The 24,574-nt window shown below is 48.3% G+C and carries 20 protein-coding genes; 14 read left to right on the top strand and 6 right to left on the bottom strand.

Annotation, left to right across the window (positions count from 1 at the left end; all coding sequences use genetic code 11):
* Positions 1 to 15 precede the first annotated feature (15 nt).
* The 6 genes from K8S15_14060 to K8S15_14035 form a co-directional block, all read right to left on the bottom strand.
* Entirely contained in the window at positions 16 to 2,385 is a 2,370-nt protein-coding gene (locus tag K8S15_14060; protein ID MCD4777158.1) for a T9SS type A sorting domain-containing protein, read from the bottom strand.
* A gap of 158 nt (positions 2,386 to 2,543) precedes the next feature.
* Positions 2,544 to 3,803 (bottom strand): serpin family protein, encoded by a 1,260-nt coding sequence (locus K8S15_14055; GenBank protein MCD4777157.1) that lies wholly within the window; start codon positions 3,801 to 3,803, stop codon positions 2,544 to 2,546.
* 55 nt (positions 3,804 to 3,858) lie between these two features.
* Positions 3,859 to 4,458: a hypothetical protein gene (locus tag K8S15_14050; protein ID MCD4777156.1), complete on the bottom strand. Its 600-nt coding sequence runs from the start codon at positions 4,456 to 4,458 to the stop codon at positions 3,859 to 3,861.
* Between the two features lie 118 nt (positions 4,459 to 4,576).
* Entirely contained in the window at positions 4,577 to 5,566 is a 990-nt protein-coding gene (locus tag K8S15_14045) for an XdhC family protein (protein MCD4777155.1), read from the bottom strand.
* Complete coding sequence (locus K8S15_14040) at positions 5,563 to 6,783, bottom strand: adenosine deaminase family protein (GenBank protein MCD4777154.1); 1,221 nt, start codon at positions 6,781 to 6,783, stop codon at positions 5,563 to 5,565. The genes K8S15_14045 and K8S15_14040 overlap by 4 nt, the downstream gene beginning before the upstream one ends.
* A 25-nt stretch (positions 6,784 to 6,808) precedes the next feature.
* Positions 6,809 to 7,855, bottom strand: a complete 1,047-nt coding sequence (locus tag K8S15_14035) for a hypothetical protein (GenBank protein MCD4777153.1) — start codon at positions 7,853 to 7,855, stop codon at positions 6,809 to 6,811.
* Between the two features lie 86 nt (positions 7,856 to 7,941).
* Here K8S15_14035 and K8S15_14030 point away from each other — a divergent pair, with 86 nt between their 5' ends.
* The 14 genes from K8S15_14030 to K8S15_13965 are packed head-to-tail and all read left to right on the top strand — an operon-like array spanning position 7,942 to position 24,572.
* On the top strand, positions 7,942 to 8,649 hold the full coding sequence (locus tag K8S15_14030) for a polyprenol monophosphomannose synthase (protein ID MCD4777152.1): 708 nt from the start codon (positions 7,942 to 7,944) through the stop codon (positions 8,647 to 8,649).
* Between the two features lie 15 nt (positions 8,650 to 8,664).
* Positions 8,665 to 10,911 (top strand): T9SS type A sorting domain-containing protein, encoded by a 2,247-nt coding sequence (locus K8S15_14025; GenBank protein ID MCD4777151.1) that lies wholly within the window; start codon positions 8,665 to 8,667, stop codon positions 10,909 to 10,911.
* Positions 10,908 to 11,876 carry a GNAT family N-acetyltransferase gene (locus tag K8S15_14020; GenBank protein MCD4777150.1) on the top strand — a complete coding sequence of 323 codons (969 nt, stop codon included), beginning with the start codon at positions 10,908 to 10,910 and terminating at the stop codon, positions 11,874 to 11,876. Before K8S15_14025 ends, K8S15_14020 begins: the two co-directional genes overlap by 4 nt.
* Positions 11,876 to 13,168 (top strand): hypothetical protein, encoded by a 1,293-nt coding sequence (locus K8S15_14015; GenBank protein ID MCD4777149.1) that lies wholly within the window; start codon positions 11,876 to 11,878, stop codon positions 13,166 to 13,168. The genes K8S15_14020 and K8S15_14015 overlap by 1 nt, the downstream gene beginning before the upstream one ends.
* Positions 13,165 to 14,250: a hypothetical protein gene (locus K8S15_14010; protein MCD4777148.1), complete on the top strand. Its 1,086-nt coding sequence runs from the start codon at positions 13,165 to 13,167 to the stop codon at positions 14,248 to 14,250. Before K8S15_14015 ends, K8S15_14010 begins: the two co-directional genes overlap by 4 nt.
* Entirely contained in the window at positions 14,243 to 15,679 is a 1,437-nt protein-coding gene (locus K8S15_14005; GenBank protein ID MCD4777147.1) for a polysaccharide biosynthesis C-terminal domain-containing protein, read from the top strand. Before K8S15_14010 ends, K8S15_14005 begins: the two co-directional genes overlap by 8 nt.
* On the top strand, positions 15,669 to 16,607 hold the full coding sequence (locus K8S15_14000; GenBank protein ID MCD4777146.1) for a glycosyltransferase: 939 nt from the start codon (positions 15,669 to 15,671) through the stop codon (positions 16,605 to 16,607). The genes K8S15_14005 and K8S15_14000 overlap by 11 nt, the downstream gene beginning before the upstream one ends.
* Positions 16,600 to 17,526 (top strand): UDP-N-acetylmuramate dehydrogenase, encoded by a 927-nt coding sequence (murB, locus tag K8S15_13995; GenBank protein MCD4777145.1) that lies wholly within the window; start codon positions 16,600 to 16,602, stop codon positions 17,524 to 17,526. Before K8S15_14000 ends, murB begins: the two co-directional genes overlap by 8 nt.
* A gap of 3 nt (positions 17,527 to 17,529) precedes the next feature.
* A complete protein-coding gene (locus tag K8S15_13990; protein ID MCD4777144.1) occupies positions 17,530 to 18,480 on the top strand; it encodes a GDP-mannose 4,6-dehydratase in 951 nt (316 codons plus the stop codon).
* On the top strand, positions 18,477 to 20,678 hold the full coding sequence (locus K8S15_13985) for a T9SS type A sorting domain-containing protein (GenBank protein MCD4777143.1): 2,202 nt from the start codon (positions 18,477 to 18,479) through the stop codon (positions 20,676 to 20,678). Before K8S15_13990 ends, K8S15_13985 begins: the two co-directional genes overlap by 4 nt.
* A gap of 19 nt (positions 20,679 to 20,697) precedes the next feature.
* Entirely contained in the window at positions 20,698 to 21,432 is a 735-nt protein-coding gene (locus tag K8S15_13980; GenBank protein MCD4777142.1) for an NTP transferase domain-containing protein, read from the top strand.
* Entirely contained in the window at positions 21,429 to 22,454 is a 1,026-nt protein-coding gene (gene rfbB, locus K8S15_13975) for a dTDP-glucose 4,6-dehydratase (protein ID MCD4777141.1), read from the top strand. Before K8S15_13980 ends, rfbB begins: the two co-directional genes overlap by 4 nt.
* A complete protein-coding gene (locus K8S15_13970) occupies positions 22,451 to 23,392 on the top strand; it encodes an SDR family oxidoreductase (GenBank protein MCD4777140.1) in 942 nt (313 codons plus the stop codon). The genes rfbB and K8S15_13970 overlap by 4 nt, the downstream gene beginning before the upstream one ends.
* A 46-nt stretch (positions 23,393 to 23,438) precedes the next feature.
* Positions 23,439 to 24,572, top strand: a complete 1,134-nt coding sequence (locus K8S15_13965; GenBank protein MCD4777139.1) for a polysaccharide biosynthesis/export family protein — start codon at positions 23,439 to 23,441, stop codon at positions 24,570 to 24,572.
* Positions 24,573 to 24,574 lie beyond the last annotated feature (2 nt).

Raw genomic sequence — 24,574 nt, 5'->3', positions numbered from 1 at the left:
GGATTGACCTAATGTTTATCTGATGATCACCAGGTTGGTTACTCCGGTCCAGCCGCCTGTTGAAATCTTCACATGGTAAACCCCTGAAGGGACAACTGTGCCGCTTGCGTCTTCAAGGTTCCAGGGAAGGCTGTAATGCCCTGCAGTCATTTCTTCAGTGGAAAGAGTAGTTACGATTCTACCTGCTATATCGTAGATATCAACACTGGCAACGCCTGCTGCGGCAAGACTGAAGGGAATCGTGATACCTCTCATGGCAGGATTCGGATAGACCGAATCAAGCTTGTTAATCGGAAGAGGATCACCTTCTTCAAACCCGGTTCCGGTGACATCGATGGATCCGAGATAGGAAATGTAATCACGTTCCCATGCCACTACGGACATTGTTCCGGTAGTTGCGGGAGAAACGTACAGAGTAACGTTTCCGCTTCCATCGGTAGTACCAACTTCGTAAACCTCACCTGTCTGCCAGTTGCCCTTCTGAAGGCATACTCTGGCGCCGCTTACGGCAGATCCACTCGAAGATACACTTACCGTTACATTACCGGTTCCTGAAATACTGACCGGATGTGAAGCAACAAGATCCGATGCCTCGATAAACCACATCGGGAGTTCAGGGTCTCCTAACAGGTTGTACTCTTTAACGCACCAGTCATCGACCTCCTCAAAGACTGGACACATCAGGTCGCTGCCCATGAGGTGTGCGACGCCAAGCTGGTACTGATCGTTACACCACATCACTTCGTAGAAGTATCTCGATAGTATCTCGCTGGGGCCGTAGCCAGCTTCATAGGATCCCCATCCGTACCTTGCGTTGAAAGCTCCGAACCCGCCTCCATTCGGGGAATTAAGCCACGCGTCTCCGCAGCATTCGTATCCGTCGATTTGACCTATCAGGCATGAAATCGAGTTCCAGATTGCGGGCAGGTTACCGTTGATGATATTCTCCTGAGCCATGATATGGTCGGTAGTGTAGCTACTCTCGTAAGAAGTATACATGCGCCTTTGGCTTCCATGGCTGGCATGGTAAACATGGTGCGGACCGGCGTTGATCAGGTCTATTGTGATGGAACAGCTGTTGTTGCCGGTGGATTCGTAACACTTCTCCTCCGCCCATCCTGAAGGAACAAAATAGGATATGAGTTCTGCACCTGCGGAACCCCAGATATCCGGAGTGCTATTAAAAAGGAACCCGGTAGTGTATCCTATTCTTATTTCATGGGGAGTTTTCAGGGCATGTGTTGAAGATGAGATTCGTTCGTAGACAAAGACTTTTTCGTTAAAAATATCAGCTTCATCTATGGAATTAACGCTTGCTCTTCCTACCCAGAGATCAGGATGGTAATCAACATCGTCGACTCCCCATTCACCCCAGATATGATCCTGATTGCTGTCCCACCGATCTTCACCTGGATAATCGTCGTTTATATCAGACCAGTAGAGGTCTACTGGAGGATATTCCGTGTAGCAACCACAAAGGGAAATCCTTCCATTCCTTCCGGCAATAATGTCATCATCACCGTAGATAAGAACGAATTCGACTCCTTCATCGATACAGTCTGTAAGGAAGGCTCGTATTTCCTGCTGAAGATCGAAGAAGCTGTAATGTTCCTCTACCCATGTTGTAGTGTAAACGTTGGTTGGAACGCCCTTTGAAGTTTTCCAGTCGGCAAGTTCCTGTGCATGTGATTCATAATCCGGATGAGTGATGATAACGTATTCACCGTAGAGAAGATCTCTCGAATCGACTATATCGGCTCCCGAGTAGGCAACATTCTCAGGATTAACAACGGAGTTTCTGACGATTTCCTGTGAACGCAGCTCACTCCGAACGCTTCTTCGGAGTACGGTAGATGCGGCGGGATTGTTCTCATATGTAACGTTGACAGTAAGGCTGGTGAGTATTTCAATGGTCCTGCTTGCGGGGTTCCATTTTACAGGATAAACATTGATGTACGCCACAGGAATACCCATGATAACACTTGAATTCATGAATTCTACAGCGGATAATGGATACGATTCGCTTGAAGTGTAAATATCCGGGTCAGGCTCGAGTGGATGGATTATATGTTCGATGGAGAGGGGAAAATGGGGTCTGGCTGGTAATACGGTGAAATATCCTCGAATCTCAGAATATGCAGCATCGATTACTTTAATCTCTGTAGCGGCGCATCCGGTGGGAAGAGCGATTTTTGCGGTGAAGACGGGAAGGCTCGGAGCCCCTGCCATTGTTGTTAAACGCATACCTGTACCGGTTACGCATGTATAGGGTCCTGCCTCCTCGATCTGTATGGAGGATGTATTAACGGGTATCGTTACGGTCATTTCACCTGCAGCAGTTGTAAATGCCACCGTTATCAGAATGGCAATAAGTAATTGTTTCATTGTTCAAAAATCCTTTAATAGTGCATGTTACTATCCGCTGTCTTACAATCACTATAATAATTATGTTAAATTGATCAAACGATGTCTACGTTAACAACAATACAGAAAAAATTGTGAAACTCCCACAGGGAATTAACTACAGAATACAAACCCCCCCATCATTCAATGGGGTTCAAAACGCGGCCTATGAAAAGTAGCGTTCCCGTCTCTCGATCCCTGATAAGGTAAATGAACGGACGGTCTACAATAAATTCAATCGAGGATTCTCCATTGACTTTTTGCATCACCACAGCGGTTGCAGCCGCGGCTTCAGTGCCTTCTTCGTCAACTGATACAAATGCTTTGTGAATCACGCTTGCTATGTAAAGTGAAAAGCTTCCATCCATTCCTGAAAAATCAGCGGACATCCCGAAAGCCGATGGCATCCCCATTTCCGAGAGAACATCCTGAAGCTGGAATGCGGATACGGTTTCGAACTTCGGCATGCTGAGATAAAGGTTAGTCTCACTCAGGCTGCGGATTATTTCATCGATGAAATCGTTTTTCAGATTATCTTCAACTTCCTGGAAGCGATTCTCATCCGGCACAATAACAAGCATGGACATTCTTCTGCTGGTGTAAGGCAGTTCCACTGCTATATAGCCATCGCCCTTTGCCATGGGAAAATGTTCTGTCTGGTGCATCGTTGGAACAATCACCTGTTCTCCATTGATCAGGTGGAAGGGCTGGTCAACGGTTCCCATTTCGTCGAACTGGAATAGCCACTGCGCCTTGAAATAGATAGCGTTTGTAAGCACAAGTCTCGTGGCTATGTTGAGAACGTGACGGGGGATGAGATCTTCAATTTTACCGTGCGTCTGTTCGGTAACCCATTCATTGATAGTTTCGCGGCAGAGTTCGGGATTATCGGAGAAATCCAGAAAACTGATACCCGCGCCGTAATTCGCGGCAAGAATTTCAAGGAATTCAGGCAGGAAACTGTATCCGGTCTGTCCCCATAGAGCGTTAACGATATGCAGGCTGAAAGTGCTGTCCCTTTCAGCAGCAGCAGTAAGGTTCTGATCGAGCGTGTTGAATGAGGAATGAATACGATTTTCGTAGAGCGGGAACTGCAGGACTTCGGCCATCTCGATTTCGGTAATACCCTCCGCTCCGGCATAAGTCATCGCGAGTGCAGCGGAAATGCTGTACGGAGAGAAGAAAACGTTACCATCATCATTAATTATGATTGTTTTGTAGAGATTGAAAGCAAAAGCGCTGTTTCCCGATGCCAGCTCTAACAGTTCTGTTTCAGCGACATCCGGATCAGTGTTCCTTGGAATACTCGGATGAGATATTGATTGAGTATCCTGTGCTGAACACATGCTTATCCCTAAAATCATACTACCTGTTAAGAGAATAGTTAAAAATCTGATCATACCGGGGCCTCCATTCGTAAGTTTCAAATAAGTATTCCGGTTCGAAAACTGTTTGTCAAAAGATCTCAGGATGATGAAGGGAGAGCTCCGGGAAGTAAATCACGTCGAACTGTTCCATGAAAACCGGCGGAGCAGGTATTCTTGCGTTAATATAATACTCGATAAGATATTCAGAATGACTCAGTCTTGCTGATCCGCGCTGCGCATCTTCCGGTGATGGTTCGTGGACATTCTCATCTCCGTATCCGCAGGCAACCGTTTCTTCATCGGAAAAATAGAAACAGTCTTCGTGTAATGAAGTACCGGAGTTTCTCTCCTTCCAGATGGAACGGCAGAATGCAAGGTTACCATCTTCATCGAAGAAGTATTCTGATATGATCAGGTAATCGGTGTACGAATAAGAGCACACCATATATGTAAGAGTTTCATGCAGGTCATCGCTTCCGCCCTCCAGCTTAGTGCGAACCAGAAGTTCGGAACTTGTGTATCCTACCGGGGGCATGCAGGGATTAGTGACATGAAATCTTCTTGATCCAAGGCAGCTGTCTTCTTCAATCAGGCTTACGAGTTCATCCACTGAATCCACAAGGGAAGCTTTGTCACTGGAGAGACCCGTAAGAAAAAGCAGTGATAATGGAATAAGGAATGAATTCATGATTTTTCTACCTCTCTGGTTGACCGGATATCAACAGAAGAAGTGCAACATGGAAAAAAGATTTTCATAGCATATCTTTCGGATAAGAGTATTTTATATATTAAATATCAAATTAATTTTACAATAATGCCCGGATGCAAGACCTGACCCTGAGGAGTTGGGCGGCGATGCTTACGGCGATTTCGTTGGGAGTACGGCTTCCTATGGGGATTCCTACGGGGCAGTGTACGTTGTTAAGAAAATCTTCGGGAACCCCTTTCCGCACAAGATCCGAATAGATATTTTCCTTCTTCGAGCCGCTTGCCATCATACCTACATACTTCAGATTTTTACCTGCCAGGCTTTCAAGTACTTCAGCGTCGGCCTTGTGAAAAGGAGTCATAATGACCGCCCAGCTGTGGCTGCCTTCCGGTATACAATCGTGAGCTTCTTCGTAGGGAGATATAATCCATCTGCAACGCGGAGCGTTCTCGAAAGAATCCTGCTCCCGCTCATCGATTATCACCGTTTGAAAGGGAAGTCCTTCAAGGAGGTGTGCAAGTGCCCGGCCTACATGGCCTCCTCCGATGATAAAAACCGTATCCAGTAAGCCGAGAGGGCCGGAGTATTCCCAGTTATTCCCGTCAGCCATCGCGAACTCATGTGATTCCTGTTCCCGGGAGTCTGATACTGTAAAACCTGTATTGGAAAGATACAGCGTACCCGTCCTTGCGGTTTCGAGCATGCTGATTATCATGTCTACAGTATCAAGAAGAATACCGGGCTGAAGGGGAATAATTGCAGTTATCTGAGAACCGGAGCAGATCATTCCCGAAGGGATTCCCCCTTTATCCGTTTTGCTGCCACTGTTCTCATTCGCATGATTGTAAGTGATAATTTCGGAAGAACCGATGCCGGACTCAAGCATCTTTCGAGCTCTGTTGACCAGCTGGTGTTCCATGATACCGCCGCCTACGGTTCCTCTGGTCTTACCGTCGGGCGTAATCACCATCGCCGCTCCGGGCCTGCCGGGGCCGCTTCCTCTTGTTTCAACTGTAAGCAGCATTGCACACGGAGTATTCGAACCAAGTTTTTTTCTTACGAGTTTCCAGAGGGAAATGTTGTTCATTGATTGGATTTCTTCTGGAAATATTCCTTTTCAACCTTCTCGAAATATTCCATGCACTTTCGCACATATTGCCTCTTCTCATCGTATCTTCCAGGGAAGAAGCTTCTCTTGAAACCGTAAACCAGGATATTTTTAAGGTTGTTTTTTGTGAGATCGAAGGCGTTTACCGCCTTGTGCAATTCCTTTGTGACAGTAGTGTTGGATATGGTTCTGTTATCGGTACATATGGTTACTGACAATTTCCTATCCATCATTTTTCTGAAAGGATGGTTGGAAAGGTTTCTGAATGCGGGATTTGTCTGCTGATTCGAAGTAAGGCAGACTTCAACTGTTATCCTACGGTCTGCGATATAACCTGCCAGTTCATCTACGTATTTTTCGGGATCGCGTATGTACTTCGATTTCACCGAACCCGGATCGAGAAGAGTGAGCCCGTGGCCAATTCTGTCAGCGTAGAGATCAGTAATTGCCTGGTAAATACTTTCGGGTCCGTACGCCTCACCCGCATGCACGGTCTTCTTGAGGAAATGCCTCTGGGCTCTACTGAATGCTTCAAGGTGATTCAGTGCGGGCCATCCTGCTTCTGAGCCCGCAAGGTCTATCCCGACCACCGGCAGTTCCTCTTCCCACCTTGCTCTGGCAACCGCTGCCTCGAGTTCCAGGGATGCCAGGGCAAACACCCTTTCCCTGTGAGTGTAATGGTGCATTTCAAAGAACTTCCTGTACCAGTCTGAAAATGCCGGTGTGAAGAATCGCATGGCGCAGGCGATGATCCCATAGTGAAATGGAGGTTCCAGTCCGTCTTTTACTTCACTGCGCGAATTGAATTCAACCTTTGCGCGGAGGAGGCCGTCGTTAACCGCACGTATGCAGCCTACAATATCCATTTCATCAGACGCGTGAAGCTGGGGAGCGAATCTTACTTCTACGTACCTTACACCCTCCTGTTGATTATCAACGGCAACTTCGTAGCTGATTCTTTCAAGCTGTTCTCTGGTCTTCATGACTGCGGTGGTATACGCGAAACCGGTGAGATATTCGTCCAGATCTTTGTACTGCTCTTTAAAAACAGTCTCTCTGAGTCCCTGTTCTGTATAGGATGGCAGGTCTATTTTTGATTCCCTGGCCAGCTCTATAAGGGTTGATATTCTTACAGAACCGTCAAGGTGCATGTGAAGGTCTGTTTTTGGAAGCTTCTTAAGAAATTCGTGATTCATTTATGGTGCCTTTCAAGGATGTTGTTCAGAACAGTTCTCCCAGCCCCATCTGTATACCGAGACCCTCTGGAGAAAGGGCAAAATCTGCTCTGAGAGTTCCGCCGCCCGGCAGAGAAATTCTTGCTCCCACGCCTCCATCAAGGTGAAATCTGTTCCACCCGAAATCATCCAGATGATCCGTTACCTGGCCGGCATCACCGAACAGAACCAGGGAGAAATCCATCGTGTTGTTTTCATCGATCTGGAGGGAGACGATTTCCTGTCTTAGTTCCAGGTTACCCAGGAAAGACCAGTTCCCTCCGAATCTTCCGTCATTGTATCCCCGGAGTCCTGAACCGCCTCCAAGAGAGGGTAGAAATGAAAACGGTGTTGAAGCCGTTCCGGAGTGCTTTTCAACCTTCATCCTGAACGCCGGAGTTGTTGAGCTGCCTATCGGCGTGAACACTGCCAGAGCGCATTGTGCACTCGAATATCCGATTTCGCGTCCGGTCTGCATATCATATCCAGCCGATATATAACCGTTCAGTAAAACCGGCAAAGACCAGTTTACCCTGGCAAATGGACCAGCCGTCCATTGTGAATCGTACCCATCCGTCGGTGACTGCCTCCAAAACAGATCATCGGATCTGTTGTATACTGTGGAATGTCTGAAGAGGAGGCCTCCTGTCATTACAATACCCGATATGGGGCTGAAATGATAGGAGCCTGAGATGTCCTGTATTTCGGTATCGAAGTATTCGTACAGTTCGTTATCACCTCCGTTGCCCCAGCCGAAGAATTTGTCCTTCTTTTTAACGTAATAATTCGCGCCGAAGGTGACCAGTCCTCCGCCTGCGGGAAACAGAATTTTCGGTTCGGCAGAAATGCTGCCGTTGGTGTAACAGTAGGCCATGGCGCTGAAACCAAAGGGTTTGAAGGGGGATATCATGTTATTATTGACAATACCTCCCAGGAGGAAGCCGGAGCTTGAACTGTAACTGAGTAATGGAATTGCTTTCCATGCGAGGATGTGAGGTGGAAGCGCAAAGAGCAGCGCGATTAGAATGAATATGATATTTGCTCTGAATTTCATGGTCTCCATCCGGCCGGAATTGAATATACTGTTCATTTTCAGTAATGAATAATTATATTAAACCAAATATAGAAAGTGGAGGTCTCTTGAAAACACCTTTAATTATCGTTCCCACCTACAACGAAGTTGACAATATCAGCAGACTTATCCCGGCTCTGCTTGATCTATCTGTGAAACCCGATATTCTGGTGGTTGATGATAACAGTCCCGATGGAACGGGAGACGCTGTCCTGGAATTCGAATCAACACGCAGGGTACACCTTCTCGGCCGCCCTGGTAAGGCGGGTCTTGGACAGGCATACATTGCCGGTTTCCAGTGGGCGATGGAAAGAGACAAGTTCGATCCGATCATTCAGATGGATGCTGACTTTTCACATAAACCTGAAAAGGTTGTGGAACTGATGAATGCTCTTGAAGAGTACGATCTCGCGATAGGTTCCCGATACTGCAGCGGTGTTAACGTAGTGAACTGGCCCCTGTCGAGACTTCTTCTTTCCTGGTTCGCGAACAAGTATACAAAACTGATAACGGGGCTGCCGATGGAAGACGCGACCGGCGGTTTCAAGGCATTCAGAAGAGAAGCGCTTGAAAAGCTTGATCTTAACGATGTCAAATCTGACGGTTATTCGTTTCAGATAGAAGTTACTTACAAGCTTTTCAATTCTGGCTGCTCGATAAAGGAAGTCCCGATAATATTCGTTGACAGGCATGCAGGCACTTCAAAAATGACCAAAAGCATCGTATGGGAGGCTGTCTGGATGGTGTGGCATCTTCGTTTTCCCTGGCTGTTTTGAGAGGTTTCTACTGACATGATAGCAATTTATCTTACACTGATAACGATCGGCAGCTCTGCCTGCAATTGGGGTTTTGAAACATCCCAATCCTACATTTTCTCAATTGTTCCTGATAACGATGGAACCGTGTGGTGCGCTACTGCAGGCGGGATAATACACTACGATCCTCAAAACGGCTGGCTGAGTAGCTATTTGTATCCTGATCAATTGCCCTGGATATCCGCTACAGACCTTATTATTGATGATTCTCTCATGTGGGTCGCTACAGGTGGCGGTGGATTAGCTCTACTGCAGGGAGATGCGTGGCAGGTCTTCTCAGCTTACGAGGGTGTGCCTGGTCTCGGATACGTTTATTCGGTTTACAGCGGCGGAGGGTTCATATGGGCCGGTACCGACGGTGGACTTGCCCGTGGCAATTCCGAAGGTTTTTTGCCTATAGATTCCGATCTTACAGGCGGGGCTTTCAACGCCAGCGAAGTGACTGATATTGCAGGAATCGGAAATACGATGTACCTTGCGACGGACAGGGGGGTATACTCCGTTGATCTCGGCGGCAGCGTTTTCAATCCCCAATCCTGGACAAGTTACTCAGATGCAACAATAGACCTTGGAATTGACGACATTTACATAGCGTCTGCCGATTCCGTTTTCGGATATGGTTCCGGAGGTGTTTCACAACGGATTGATGAAGACAAATGGGTGCGTCTGCTGGACTATTCATCCAGCGCTGATTCGGTTGTTACCGGATTGCTTGTTACTGCGGATGGTCTTATCGCAGGATGCAAAAAGATAATTCTGTACGATAACGGTAACTGGGAGTATTATGGAACCGGATACCCGGAGGCAAGTTATGCTTCATGTTTAAGTGAAATCTCCGGCAGAATATGGTGCGGTTACGGTTCCTGGGATGAGAGCTGCAAAGATACAGGTAATGGGCTTGGTTACCTTGATAATGGAACCTGGAAGAACATTACTGTGCCCGGCATGGGTTGTTCAAACTGCTATCAGATTGCTCTGGATGAAGACAGGGTATATATCGGCAGCCATCATTTAGGTCTATTGGCAAATTATCCCGACAGCGGGTGGAGAGCATTCAATATGCTCACTGTTGATATGCCCCGTTCGCTTAGAACCTATACGGCAGCCAAGTCAGACTGTTCCGGGATATGGACTGGAAGTTATCACTGGGGACTTACATGGATCGATGACAGAGGAACGTATTCAATGGAGGACGATACTATAATAACCTACGTTTCTGACTCACTTCCGGACGTTTCCACGCACGTGGTTCAGATTGTTTCACCTCTCCTTAATAACCAGGTGGTAATGCTCGCATCGCAGGGCAGCGCCCTTCTTGTTGCCCAGAAGGCTTACTGGCAGACGCCAGATGAACCAAGCGGCATTACAGCAGTATCCGGTGAGCCTGAACAGGGAAACCTCCAGTGGACTACAAGAACCGAAAAGGATGGTCTTGCCAGCAAGAACATTCAGACGGTTTATCCCTGCGGACAGGACAGTCTCTGGATAGCTTTTGCTTCCGAAGGAGGTTGTCAGCTTCTTGTTCACGGAGGAGATCCCATGGACAAATCCTCCGATACCTGGTATCCCGGATACGGTCAGGTATACGATGCCTCATGGGGACTACCCTCAAACCAGGTATTCTGTTTTGCCGGAAATGCTGACGGGGATATCTTTGCAGGGACTGGAAACGGTCTATGTCGCTGGAACGGCAGCGTATTTGTTGAGGTAACAGGAATTGCCGGTTCGGTCAAAGCTATGCAGGTGGGCAATGACGGGGTAATCTGGTGCATGACAGAGAACGCGATTTACAGTGTTGCCGGATCGGATGTAACTGAATTCACCGGTTCAAATTCAATCTACATGCCTACAAGCAGAACGGAGAATGAATTCAGCTCAATCAATCCTGAAAACGGAACGATTTCCTTCTCATCGCTTATAGGCCTGTGGTCGATTTCCCCGCATCAGAACCATATGGAAAGCCCGGATCTGCTTTTCTACCCGCAACCTTACCTTCCTTCCGAGGAAGAACTTCATATCGTCTGGTCGGGAACCGCTGAACCGGTTTCAGTTAAATTCTTTTCCCTGACAGGTGAGTATCTGGGGAGTGTTCAGGCGGACAGCTGGGAAGAATGGACCTGGGACGGAACATTGGATGGAGCCCTGCTGGCCAGTGGTGTGTATATCGTCATTGTTGAGACTGACAGTGATACGATCAGAAGCAGGATTGCAGTAGTACGATGATATCAATCAGACAGATTGAACCCGGTGAAAGGAAAAGATGGACAGATTTCATTCTACGTTCCAACAACGGTACCGTTTTCCATCTACCCGATTTTCTGGACTATCATCCTGAAGGCAGATTCAGAAATCATCACCTTATTTCTGAAAGTAAAAACGGTATTGTATCCGTAATCCCCGGTGCTCTGACAGAAAGGGAGGATGGGACATGGTTCAGATCCTACCCCGGGGCATCCTACGGTGGTCCGGTTTTCAACGATTCGCTCGGTCTGAGTAAAATCGAACGAATTATCGACGAACTCATATCGTACTGCAGATCTCAGGGATTCCGGGGGATTGAAATGACACCACCACCAATGATCTATTACCGCAGACCAAACAACTACCTTGAATTCTCCCTTGTAAAACGTGGATTCAAGTACAGGAAGAGGGAACTGACAGCCGTAATTGACCTCAGCAGGCTTGGAGAAGAACTCAGGCTGGGTTTTCGTTCATCCGCTTTGAGAGGTGTCAGAAAAGCGGTCAAGAGCGGCGTTGAAGTTGAGGAAAACTCCGATTTCTCACTCTTTTACCATGTGCTGGAATCCAACCTCCAGCAGCGTCATGGAGTTAAACCCACCCATACACTTGAGGAGCTTGAAAACCTCCGGAACCTGCTTGGCAAAGACCGTATCAGGCAGTTCATCGCCACATTGGATGGAGAGGTTCTTGCGGGAATGGTGATGTTCCACTGCAATCCCAGGGTAACTCTTGCATTCTACATTTCTCATGATCAGGAGCACCAGGTACTCAGGCCGGTGAACCTTGTATACATGGAAGTCATAAGATGGGCAAAACAGATGGGATATCATTATATGGATCTGGGAACATTCACACTGAACATGGAGGTCAATTACGGCCTCTGCCGGTTCAAGGAATCTTTTTCAGCAAGAGGCATTTTCAGAAATACCATGTACGGAAGCGTTTAGTGGAGCAAGTTCAGAAATCCCGTCTTCATTCCGTGATTTTCCTGTGGGCATCGCTACTTGTATTTGTTTTCGGCGGGAGGATGTATACAACTGATGCTCTTGCTCAGTACGAAGTTGCCGGCTCTTTCGTTGGCCAGAGATCGTTCATGACGGTTTCGGGGGATTACGGTTGGACTGTGACGGGAACAAGACCCGGCCTTTTCGTTCCCCACGGGGCTGGATTCTCCATCCTCCTCATACCTGCCGCACTTGCGGGTAAATTTATGGGTCTGAACGGAGGAAAAATCGCGTCAGCCCTGATAAACTCGGGTTTCAGCCTTGCGCTGGTTGGATTCTGGTACGCTTCCGCCCTGAAAAAGTACTCGGATGTTTCTATTCCTCGATTCATAGCCATTGCTATATGTGGAATGGTTCTCGTCTACGGAAAAATGACTTTCGATGTTACCGCTGCTGCCGCTGCCGGAATGGCTGGCTTCTATTTTTCACTTCAAGGCAGAATGTTCGCGGCGGGTCTCTGTCTCGGACTTGCCATTCTTGTGAGAACTGACAGCCTTCTTCTGCTCCCCCTGTTCTGGAGCGATTGGAAGGGAATGAAAAAACTGGCCCTGGGACTCGCTCCATTTGTATTTCTTATGTTGTTTTTGAACTTGTACAGGTTTGGAAGCCCGTTCCTTGACGGCCATGGACAGGATCCCGCGATTGCTATCGAACCATTCAAAGGCGGTATACCCGGGCTTCTTCTCAGCCCTGGCAAGGGGCTTCTGTATTACGCTCCTCTTTGTGTCTTTGCCCTGTTTTTTCAGAAGGACTGGAAGCTGTGGACCCCGTTTGCTCTTTCTCTCGTTTTTCATGGTATGCTTCATGACTGGTCAGGCGGTACCGGATGGGGGCCCCGCTTCCTTTTCACCACGCTGCCGTTTCTTCTGCTGCCGCTAACCAGAAAGGATGCCGGAGGGAAACCGTTCCGGATAATCGCCATACTTGGAATTGTCGTATGCATTCCCGCTTTCTGGAGCAATCCGAGCCTTCTTGAACAGGCATCCAGCGCGGATCTTTTCGGAGAAGCTACGCGGAATGCAGTACTCTGGACCTATCCCTCATCTCCCCTTGTTTCAGCTTTCAGTAATTTCGCGGAGGGGACTCCGGACCTCTTCGGAGCGGCGATGGCAACGTCCATCGGTATTCCCGTGTGGACAGGAATCCTTGCCCAGTTCGCAGCTGCCGCGATGCTCGCCGCAGCCGGAATTCATTTACTTGGGAAAAAAAGCTTCGCGGGGAAAACGTTGTCATGAAAATCCTCCATCTTTCTCCTCAGAACTATACCGGAACGATTGATCTATTTGTTCGTGGGCATAATGAGCTTGGTCACGAGAGCAGGCTCGTTACTTTTTACAGGGCGGTAAACCTCTACGAGGAGGATATATGCCTGAATCTTCCCTTTGTCGGTTCCATGGATTGGCTGAAACGAACCAAGAAACTCGTAAAAGCGGGCAGCCTGAAAATTCCGCTTACCGGAACTTCCGAGCGCGTATTCTGGAGTCCCAGCCTGGTTGAAAAACTTATGCTCAGGTCCAGGGATATGTTCTGGACACCTATCATCAACAGGGCTGCTGAGAATTATGGATTATGGGATTTTGACATATACCACCTTGAGGGGGGGATGAGCTTCTACAGAGACGGCAGGGATGTAATTGCCCTGAAAAAGGCCGGAAAGAAGATCGTATGCTACTACCATGGTTTGGATCTGAGAGTAAGGGGAGCCATCAGGCCCGTGTGGGAGGCGACGGATCTCAACCTTACATGTGAATTCGACCTTTATCAGAGATATCCCGAAGTCGAATACTTATTTCTGCCATTTGATCAGAGCGCTGTGCCCCATGCCGAACCACTCTCGGGTAAGATACGTGTATGTCATGCGCCCAGGATAAGATCTGTAAAAGGAACCGAGGAGATAATAAGCGCCGTTGAGGATCTCTCAAAGGAAATCCCGGTAGAACTTGTGCTTATCGAAAATATGACAAATGCTGAAGCTCTCAGAATGAAAGCTACATGTCACATAGCGATAGATCAGGTTGCAAGCGGGGATATGGGTTACGGCGTAAATTCCCTGGAAAGCCTTTCCATGGGTATCGCCACAGTGACCAATCTCTCCGGGGCTTATCAGGATTTCCTGCCGGACCATCCATTTTTTCTTACTACTCCCGATACATTGAAGCGTGACCTTCGGGAACTTATCCTTGACAGCGAACTCAGGGAAAAACATGCGCTGGCCGGCCCTTCCTGGGTCAGTGCAAAACACCACTGGCTGTCTGTTGCCGAGGAGATTCACAGGATATACCGGAATCTGGGATGGGAGGGAGAGCCTGATGACTGATAATTCCACTTCCGGGCATAACAGAGACCTTTCTCGGGAATCCGTTTTTTATGCTCTGGCAATGATTTTCAGCGGAATGGTTCAGGTGGCTTTCCTGCCTTTCATCTCCCGATATCTCACGGCTGACGCTGCCGGAGAACTGGGCACATTGAGGATAATCGCGGAGGCCATTGCGGGCATTGTGGTTCTGGGCCTTCCGACGGCGCTCATCAGAGCGTGGCAAAGAACAACACAGCACAGGAGCGTTCTTATAAAAGGAATTTCATTTCCACTTGTTCCATCTGTGCTGATGATTGCGGCAATTCTGTTCATGCAGGGCTTTCTGAAATCGTTTCTGAATCTTCAGCATCCGGATTACCTTTTTCATGCGATCCTTCTGGGAATTGGTATAGCATACGTTCAGATCGCTCTTACCCTGCCAAGAGCCGCAGGCCTTGCCGGAAGGTATCTTATCCTTCAGGTGATCAGAGGGTTTATGGCTCTGGGACTTCTGATTCTGCTGCTTCTTTCATCAACCATGGATGCTATTCCGTCGTTCATGACCGCGAGGTGGGCGCCTTCCTTCCTGATAGCCTTCATCGCAGTGGTAATGATGTGGAGAAAAACCGCTGATTCGAAACAGCGGAAGGGAGAGGAAGGACTCACGAAGGAAATACTCGGATTCAGTCTTCCCCTCATTCCGGCAACACTTTCCATGATAGTTCTTTCTTCGGCCGACATGTTCATGCTCAGAAGTATTTATCCCGATATGGCTGAAAGCGGTTATTACGAATGGGCCAGTAGAGCCTGTCTTGTTCTCATGCCGATGATTCTGGGTTTCAACATGGCATGGAAGCGGTTTATCTTCCGGAAAAAGAGAACCGGAGGCACGCTTGCCGAGCTGGGAAGAGCAGGGTTGCTTTTCATGCTGCTTGTCAACTGGGGTTCACTGATACTGGCCATGTCTTCAGCCTGGATCGTTCCTCTGGCAGGAGGGGGGAACTTCCTTCCAGCCGCCAGAGTTCTGCCTACCCTTGCAGGTGCTGTAGCGCTTTACGGGTTGTTCCTCGTCTCCCAGACGGGGTGTCTGCTTACAGGGCAGACTAAATTTATCGCCGGTATGACCCTGTTCGGAGCCATGCTTAACATAGGGTTCAACTTCCGTTTGATTCCAGTGGCTGGAGCTCTGGGAGCAGCCTTTGCGACATTGGGAACGAACCTGTTCATGGCTCTCAGCCTTTTCTGGCTTGGACGAAAGATATTCCCAATCAGCTTCTTTGTGGTTGTACTGACAGTGATACCCCCAATCGCGTTTGGCCCCCTGGCAACTCTGGGACCCGGCTGGAGAGCCATTATCATTATTGTTTCCACGCTTATCACGGTTTCAGCGATTGCTTTCCTCAGACTCATGGGAACACGGCTGGAAGGCGGCGATTCCGATGAAACCTGAAATATCACTTCAGATTCCGATAAGGGATGGCGGTGATAACTTCCGGGCATGTCTTGAAAGCCTTCGAAAACAGGATACAGGGGGCATACACTGGGAACTGATAATCGTTGACGATGGCAGCAGGATTCCAGTGAAGGATGATTTCAACCTGAATTTTCCCGGAACTGTTGATGTCATTGTGGTCAGGCTTGAAAGCAGTGGTAAAAGGTCAGAAGCCCGAAATCGCGGATGGATGGAGTCAAGCGCTCCAATCTCATTTCTTTCGGATGCTGATATCAGGTTTCCACCGGATATCATCAGAAAGCATCTTGAGTTACACCGCATGGGATGTGGAGACGTGATCATGGGCGCCAGAGTGGATGCCTGGCACGAAAGAGCAACTCCATGGCAGAAATGGTTCGATACAAGAGGCATGGGCAACCGCAGTGCGGGAAGGTTCCCTCCCCGGTATTTTGTTACCGGCAACATCAGTCTTCCACTGTCTCTTCTTGAATCGACTGGAGGGTTTGATATCGCCATAGATCACTGGGGCGGAGAAGATACTGAAATCGGATTCAGACTGGCCAGGAAAGGAGTATCCTTTTACTGGGATCCTGATTTAAGGGTGTATCATCTTGGGATTGATGTTACCATTCGGGAGCATTCGGCGAAAATGGTCGAGTACGGGAAATACGGGATTGGGTATATTCTTGAGAAAATACCGGAAGCGGAAGGTCTTCAGGGGACCAACTGGATTAAACCTGTGTTTTCAAGACCTGCAAATCCGGCGACCATAGCAATGAGAATATTGGTAAAACTTGCTCTCCTTCGACCGGTATACAGATGCGTACTGAGGTGGATGGAAATAGTTGGGAAGCCTTCTTTTCTTTTCACTTACCTCTCGGTTGGCGGATGTTTGCTGGGATTGTCAGGCAGGGATTTTGAATAGTATAGAATCAACCTATCGATTACTCAGTGAGTATTTTCCGTCAGACGTCGAGATAATGCAGCTGAGTGAACTGACTACCTGGCGGACCGGAGGCCCCGCGGTTTCTGTGACTGTCACCTCTACCGGAATGCTTGCCGATCTCCTGGCTCTTACGTTCAAAGAAGGAATCTCATGGTTCATTCTCGGTCAGGGGTCGAATGTATTGGCTTCGGACGCAGGCTGCGGTGAAGTGATAATCAGGCTTTTTGGGGATATGTCGAAGATCAGATGGCGTCCACTGGAAAGCGGTTGGGTTCTCAAAAGCGGTGGAGGTGTTCACCTGCCATCGTTGTCCGGGGCTGCCTGCAGCAGAGGAGCTGCGGGGCTGGAATTCGCCATAGGTATTCCCGGGACAGTTGGCGGGGCGGTATTCATGAATGCCGGGGCTTACGGAAATTCAATATCGGATTGTCTGAAAAGTGTATCAGTATTGGATTTCAGGGGTTCAGAGAATATTATAGACCGGGATGAATGCTGTTTCGGATACAGATTCAGCAGATTTCAGGACGAGAAGACTGTTATTACAGGGGTAGAGATGCTGCTTGGGGTCGATGATCCCGGTGTTCTTCGCTCCGAAGGAAAGAGAATCCTGGATCTGCGCAGGAAGAAGTTTCCCCTTCAGCACCCCAATGCAGGAAGCGTGTTTAAAAAACCTGAAGAAGGGATTCCCCCCGGAAAACTGATAGAGGATGCCGGACTGAAGGGAAAAACGGCAGGTGGCGCCATGGTTTCAGAAAAACACGCGAATTTTATTATAAATACCGGAGACGCAACATCCGCTGATATAGCGGAACTTATTGACACCGTGCGTGAAGTGGTTTTTGAAAAGAGCGGCATTCTGCTCAAAGAGGAGATCCGGTATCTTGGTCGGAGGAATTGAACAATGGCAGATATAGACAATCGCAGAAATGCAAACCTGGAACCCGGACCTGTTCTCGTAACCGGTGCGGCAGGTTTCGTAGGTTACCATCTCATGAACGAACTCGGAATGGGAGAGAACGATATCGCTGTTGACATAACCGATGACTTTCAAGCTCCCGAAGGGGTCAGGAAAATCGGTTGGAAACTCCCGGCGCCACCGCCTGAAGAGCTCGGAGAAGTAAGGTACATAATACATCTTGCGGCCATGAGTTCCGTTTCGAAATCCTTGAAGGAAATCCATAAGGCTTACGAGATCAATCTGATGGGAACCGTATCGGTTCTCGAGTACATGGTTTCAAAATGCCCCCGGGCAAGGATGCTTCTGGCAAGCTCAGCGGAAGTGTACAAATCAACTGACGACCTTATTACTGAAAACAGTGAAATCGGCCCTAAGAATCCGTACGGAACGACCAAAGCGGCCGCGGAGATAGCGGCTTTGCAGTTTGCGCGGAATTACGAGCTGGACATCGTTATTACCCGCGCATTTCCTCATTTTGGTCCGGGACAGTCCGAGGATTTCGCGTTTCCATCGTTCTGTAAAAGGATTATTGATTCCAGGCGGAACGGGAACAACGTGATCCGTGTCGGAAACCTGAACCCGGTAAGGGACTATCTGTATGTAACCGATGTCGCAAGAGCCTACCGGTATATTCTAAGCAGAGGACATTCGGGGAGTATTTACAATATTTGTACAGGGAACGGTGACAGTATCGGTGACATGGTACGAATGCTTATCGGGATATCCGGTCTGGATGCCGAACTCGAAGTTGATAAAGACCTGTTCAGACCGGCAGATGTCGAATTCCAGGTTGGTGATCCTTCGAGACTTCGATCCCTGCTCGGCTGGAAACCCGAAGTCGATAGATTAAGCGGGCTGAAAAAACTATTCTCATGGTGGGAGGCGAGGATATGACTTTGCTGATGATATGCAGTGTGATTCTGACAGGTAGAATCTCCGAATCCGAATGGAACCACTATACGCATTTTGGCGGAGTCAGTGATATTCTTGTCGAGGAATCTCTGGTTACAGGTGCTACAACCGGCGGTGTTATTTTCGGCTCAATTGAATCCGGCGGTATCGTCTGGGATTCAACCTGGGTCTGTCCGGGGAACCTTTCACACAGCGATGCAAGATGTCTGGCAATGGATTCCTTCGAAAATCTCTGGATAGGAACGTACGGAGGCGGTATTGATGTAAGCCTGGCTTCAGGAGGCTTTCAACATTACGGGCAGCTTGAGGGGTTGCCGATTTCACTTGAGATCAACTGTATTCTTCCCGATACGACGGTATGGGTCGGCACGACATCGGGGCTATGCAGCAAGAAACTTGGGTATTTCGAGGTCTGGACTGAATTCACAACTGGAGGAGGATTACCGTCAGATATTGTCAATTGTATTGCCAGCGTTGATTCCGGACTCTTCGTCGGAACTTCCAGCGGCCTTGTTATGCTTCGGGCTGGCCAGCATCCCGGGCAATCCGATTCCTGGCTGGAGTTTCCTTCCGTCTCAGATCTTATAGTGCAGGATATCATCGTGGAAGCCGATACTGTATGGGCTGCTTCAACGGAAGGTCTTTACTATATGGCGGCGGGGCAGGACTGGCAGAAGAACAATTCATATCCTGGCAGCTATCCCGTGTCTCTTGCATCGGCGAACGGACGTCTTGCTGTAGGGGATAAAGGCAGTATCGCGATATTCGACGGCTCGAACTGGACCAGCGGATCGGGCGGACTTGGAGGTCAGGTGGTCCAGGCAATCAGCTGGATTCCCGGTGACAGTCTGATGATAGGGCAGCACTCGAGTTATGCAGTGAACAGAGCCTCCGGCAACGGTGTGGGAATAGGAACAATGAATTCCTGGATTTCTTCATGGCCGCAGGGAACTCCATCCAACGACCTGTATGCGGTTGATGTGGATTCGAGGAACGATATATGGGTGACAAGCAAAATAAAAGGCGCTGCGGTTTACAGTGAACACGGATGGGTTGAATTCATGGATGAACTTCCGAGACCGGATCAGGTGTTCGCCTGCATGGCAGACAATTCCGGAGGTGTATTCATCGCTCCCTGGCATTTCGGAGTCACCTGGCTTGACTGGAAGGGAACACCTCAGAGGGATGATGATGTTCTTATCAACTGGAATACTGAGAATAGCGGTCTTTTGAATAATCAGATCAAAAACGTAGCGATTTCATCATCCGGAGAGGTGTGGTTTGCTCAGGAACCATACTGGCAATCGGAATTCGAACCCAGCGGTGTAGTAAGACTCTCCTGGACACCCGGCCAGGAGGAAACTGCGTCCTGGAAGACCTTCGAGCCATTTAACGGACTTCCATCAGGCTATGTACGGGATGTTGCATCGACATTCTCATCTTCCATAGCTTGGATGGGAACTAAACTGGGACTGGTTAAAGGGAATATACTAACAGGCGAGGTTCTGTATTCTGCAGGCCCCTCACAGGGATTACCATCCGAGGATGTGCAATCAATAGCTCTTTCAAGAAACGAAGATCTCTACGTGGGAACAATTAACGGTCTCGTTGTTATGAAAGCAGGAGAAGATACTTTCAATGATGTGGAAGACGTATCCGGCAATATAAATGTGCTTTGTTTTGATAATTTATCCTGCCTCTGGGCGGGGACTTCAGATCTCTGGGGAGGGGTTTCGGAAGGGCTTTTCAGAATCTATCCCGATGGATCCGTTGAAGAGTACAACACACTGAATTCATCACTTCAATCACTTAATGTGCGAAATATAGCCTGCGATTTTGATAATGGACTTCTTTACATTGTAACAGATCACGGTTTGTGGAAACTCACTCTTGAACAGGGAATGAACGGCATTCTTGAAACTGCCGCAGTTTATCCAAATCCGTTTATACCCGGAGATGGACAGGTTCTTGGTTTAGCCGGACTGTCGAACGAAGCATTCGATATCCGTCTGTTTGACCTGACGGGAGGACTTATTTATGAGTCTCTGTCACAGCATAGAGATACATTCTCGTGGGACGGGTACGGTCTGAATGGAAATCCTGTGGCATCCGGGACCTATATAGTCCGGATAACACAGAGCGGGAACGACAGATTCCTGAAACTGGCCATTGTACGATGAAATTGGAAGAGGGTCATGTATGAAAGGTGTAGTGCTGGCCGGCGGGCTTGGTACGCGGCTTCGCCCTTTGACAAGTATAACAAATAAACACCTCCTGCCGGTTTACGATCAACCGATGATCTTCTATCCTCTGCAGAAACTCGCTGAAGCCGGGATAAAGGATGTTATGCTGGTTACAGGAGGAAACAGCGCCGGTGATTTTCTTAGACTGCTGGGGGATGGATCCGAATTCGGCCTGAATACACTTAACTACGCCTATCAGGTAAATGAGGGGGGAATTGCCGAAGCAATAGGCCTTACAAGAACCTTTGTGGGAGAGGATAAATTCGTTGTGATCCTGGGTGACAACATTCTCGAAGATTCTCTTGCTGAAAAAGTAGCTGCCTTTGAAAACCAGAAAGACGGCGCGCGAATTCTTCTTAAAAGAGTTGACAATCCCAGTGATTACGGAGTCGCGGAGCTGGAAGGTACAAGAGTTATCTCGATCGAGGAAAAACCCGGGAAACCAAGAAGCAGTTACGCGGTGATAGGTGTTTATATGTTCGATAATTTCGCTTTTGAGATTATCGACAGTCTTGAACCATCCGCAAGGGGTGAACTTGAGGTTACCGATATCAACAATGCGTATTTGAAGGAAAATAAGCTCCATGCTGATATAATTGATGGATGGTGGGCAGATTCAGGGTGCAGTATTGAAGGCCTGCTGCAGGCGGGAATCATGGCAAGAAACCTTCGAAAGGGACAAACCGTATGAAATTACTGGTTACGGGTGGAGCCGGCTTTATAGGGAGCAACTTCACCAGATTGGCACTTGGCACCAGGCCTGACTGGGAAGTAACCGTTCTTGATAAACTGACTTACGCAGGCAGAAGAGAAAATCTGAAAGACCTCGAAAGCGATCCCCGGTTCGAATTTATCCGTGGAGACATCTGCAATGAAAAGGCAGTCTTAAGTGCGATGGAAGGGTGCGACGTGGTGGTTAATTTTGCCGCGGAAACCCATGTTGACAGATCCATTGATGATTCCGCCTCATTCGTCAGAACTGATATAGAAGGAGTAAGAGTTCTTCTTGAAGTCTTCCGAAGAGAAGACAGACATCTCTTCCTGCAGATTTCAACAGATGAGGTGTACGGGAGTGTGGAAAACGGCAGATCCATTGAGACTGACCAGCTTGCTCCCAGAAGCCCGTACGCCGCATCCAAGGCAGGAGGTGAGCTTCTGGCGATGAGTTACTGGACCACGTACGGTGTTCCGGTAACCGTAACCAGAGCTTCCAACAATTACGGACCCTTCCAGTATCCTGAGAAGCTGATCCCGCTGTTCGTAACCAATGCTATGAACGGCGAATTTCTTCCTGTTTACGGAGACGGCCTTAACAGAAGGGACTGGTTGTTCGTCGATGACCACTGCAATGCGCTGCTCGAGGTTATTGAGAAATCTGAGCCGGGCAGGATATACAATATTGGTGCCGGGCAGGAACACACAAACAGGGAGGTTACCTCTTCCATTCTGGAGGAGACCGGTGCCGACAGAGGCCTTGTAAGATATATTGAAGATCGTCCCGGTCATGACAGGCGGTACGCGCTGAATGTGGATCTTATCGAACGTGAGATTGGCTGGAAGGCTGAAACAGATTTTGATGAAGGTATCAGAAAGACCGTGGCCTGGTATATTGAAAACCGCGCATGGTGGCAGAGTATAAAGTCCGGTGAATTCAGAGAGTATTACCGGTCCATGTATACAGAAAGATTAAACAACTCCAGGGAGAATGCATGAGAATTCTTGTAACCGGTGGCGCTGGTTTTATCGGTAGCCATCTTTGTGAAAGGCTTCTTACGGATGGGCACGAAGTCCTGGCTATGGACAATCTGCTTACCGGAACAACAGACAATATTGCGCATTTGGCCGGCAGGGAAGATTTTTCCTTCATCCATCATGATGTAACGAACTACATTTTTTTACACGGAAGACTTGATTTCATCTTCCATCTCGCTTCTCCGGCAAGCCCCGCGGATTATCTCGCTTTCCCTATCCAGACCCTGAAAGTTGGTTCACTGGGTACCCATAAAACCCTTGGACTGGCACTTGCAAAGGAAGCCGGTTTCGTTCTTGCGTCGACAAGCGAGATATACGGAGACCCTCTTGTTCATCCCCAGCCAGAGGATTACTGGGGCAACGTGAACCCGGTTGGCCCCAGGGGTGTTTACGATGAAGCAAAAAGATTTGCTGAAGCCATTACCTTCGCATACCGAAGGTATCACGGTTTGAACACGAAAATTGCCCGCATTTTCAATACGTACGGCCCAAGAATGAGAGCGAACGACGGAAGGGTAGTTCCCGCTTTTATTTCACAGGCACTTTCCGACAGGAACCTTACGATTTTCGGCGATGGTAACCAGACACGGAGTTTCTGTTATGTTTCGGATACGGTGGATGGTCTTGTGCGTTTAATGGAGTCGGATTTTTCAGGTCCGGTCAACATCGGTAACCCCGATGAAATGACGATTTCGGATTTCTCGGAATTCGTACTTGGAAAAATTGATTCGCGAAGCTCTATAATCCACAGGGAATTGCCCGAGGATGATCCGAAAGTAAGAAAACCGAATATTTCTCTGGCCATGGAGAAACTGGGGTGGAAGCCAACTGTTGGCTTGGAGGAAGGTATGGAAATAACCATCGAGTATTTCAAAGAAAAACTGAGGGTATTGCAGTGACCGGTATTTATTCAATTGGCAGTCTTTCAGTGGAAACAGGTGCGTTATGCTGATATTGATGATAATTCTGGGAAGTATCTCTCTCCCGTTTTCATCACAGGAAATTCAGAATCCGGAATCGTCCGTTCTTGAACTGGCGGACAGGAGTACTTACGTACTTGGCCCAGGAGACATTGTGACTGTTGTGGTTGAAGGCGGGTCCAGCCAGATTTTATTGAGTGCGGGTGTTTTACCCTGGATAGAATGTACCATAGGGGGAGACGGTTATCTATCAGTGTCGGGAATCGGAGCTGTCAGTGTGAACGGACTGACAATTGATGAAGCTCAACAGTTTCTTCAGAGAAAGGCATCGGATTACTTCCCCTCAATTCAAGTCGTGCTTTCCCTTTCTGAGCCCAGGGCGTTGAGGGTCAACGTCGGTGGTATGGTGAATCAACCGGGTACATTTGTACTAACGGCACTGGGCAGAGTATCTGACGCTGTTTTAAGTGCAGGGGGGATATCATCTTTCGGGGCCCGCACCGGAAAACTTTTTACGGATGACGGAGATACGCTTGATGTGGATCTGAATATCCGCCCCGGAAGCGTATCTTACGTTTCTGATCCGTTTCTAACCAACAACGCCGGTATTATCATTGATATTTGCGAAGACCCTGTCTACATTTTAAGTACTGATAATGCGCTGCAAACCCGTGAACTGCAGACAGGGGAGGATTTCGAATCCCTGATGATCAGAATCGGTGGGGTGTCGGGCAATATTAACCTCCTCTGCAGCAAAATAGTCAGGGATGAAACTCCCATTCCTGTGTGGAATCAGGAAGCGGGTTTTACCGATATAGAGCTTGCTCCCGGAGACACTATTTTGCTTGTTTCATTCAGAGACTCAATCGTAGTTGGAGGCGCGATCAGTATTCCCGGATCTGTACCCTACAATCCTGAAAGCACGGTTATGGATTATATTGTTACGGCAGGCGGTCGTTTGAGTACAGCCAGCAACAGTATTGCAGTTTATAGGAACGGTCGGGAAACCGAGTTTGAAGGAAACGTTGAACACGCTCACCTTCTGCCCGGAGATATTGTGAATGTCAAATACAACTGGTTCAACAGAAATGCGGCGATGATTTCACTGTTAACGTCGACAATTTCAATTGGTATAACAATTTATGCAATCAATAACTAGAA

This window comes from Candidatus Aegiribacteria sp., assembly GCA_021108005.1.
GTDB lineage: Bacteria > Fermentibacterota > Fermentibacteria > Fermentibacterales > JCC-6 > Aegiribacteria.
The sequence above is the reverse complement of the archived record's forward strand: the minus strand, read 5'-3'. Positions and strand labels throughout refer to the sequence as shown.

Coding starts and splice junctions, on each gene's coding strand:
- K8S15_13965 (MCD4777139.1), top strand. CDS start 23,439: ATGCTGATATTGATGATAATTCTGGGAAGTATCTCTCTCCCGTTTTCA.
- K8S15_14055 (MCD4777157.1), bottom strand. CDS start 3,803: ATGATCAGATTTTTAACTATTCTCTTAACAGGTAGTATGATTTTAGGG.
- K8S15_14035 (MCD4777153.1), bottom strand. CDS start 7,855: ATGAAATTCAGAGCAAATATCATATTCATTCTAATCGCGCTGCTCTTT.
- K8S15_14045 (MCD4777155.1), bottom strand. CDS start 5,566: ATGAACAACATTTCCCTCTGGAAACTCGTAAGAAAAAAACTTGGTTCG.
- K8S15_13980 (MCD4777142.1), top strand. CDS start 20,698: ATGAAAGGTGTAGTGCTGGCCGGCGGGCTTGGTACGCGGCTTCGCCCT.
- rfbB (MCD4777141.1), top strand. CDS start 21,429: ATGAAATTACTGGTTACGGGTGGAGCCGGCTTTATAGGGAGCAACTTC.
- K8S15_14060 (MCD4777158.1), bottom strand. CDS start 2,385: ATGAAACAATTACTTATTGCCATTCTGATAACGGTGGCATTTACAACT.
- K8S15_13970 (MCD4777140.1), top strand. CDS start 22,451: ATGAGAATTCTTGTAACCGGTGGCGCTGGTTTTATCGGTAGCCATCTT.
- K8S15_13985 (MCD4777143.1), top strand. CDS start 18,477: ATGACTTTGCTGATGATATGCAGTGTGATTCTGACAGGTAGAATCTCC.
- K8S15_14005 (MCD4777147.1), top strand. CDS start 14,243: ATGACTGATAATTCCACTTCCGGGCATAACAGAGACCTTTCTCGGGAA.
- K8S15_14025 (MCD4777151.1), top strand. CDS start 8,665: ATGATAGCAATTTATCTTACACTGATAACGATCGGCAGCTCTGCCTGC.
- K8S15_13990 (MCD4777144.1), top strand. CDS start 17,530: ATGGCAGATATAGACAATCGCAGAAATGCAAACCTGGAACCCGGACCT.
- K8S15_14010 (MCD4777148.1), top strand. CDS start 13,165: ATGAAAATCCTCCATCTTTCTCCTCAGAACTATACCGGAACGATTGAT.
- K8S15_14020 (MCD4777150.1), top strand. CDS start 10,908: ATGATATCAATCAGACAGATTGAACCCGGTGAAAGGAAAAGATGGACA.
- K8S15_14000 (MCD4777146.1), top strand. CDS start 15,669: ATGAAACCTGAAATATCACTTCAGATTCCGATAAGGGATGGCGGTGAT.
- K8S15_14050 (MCD4777156.1), bottom strand. CDS start 4,458: ATGAATTCATTCCTTATTCCATTATCACTGCTTTTTCTTACGGGTCTC.
- K8S15_14040 (MCD4777154.1), bottom strand. CDS start 6,783: ATGAATCACGAATTTCTTAAGAAGCTTCCAAAAACAGACCTTCACATG.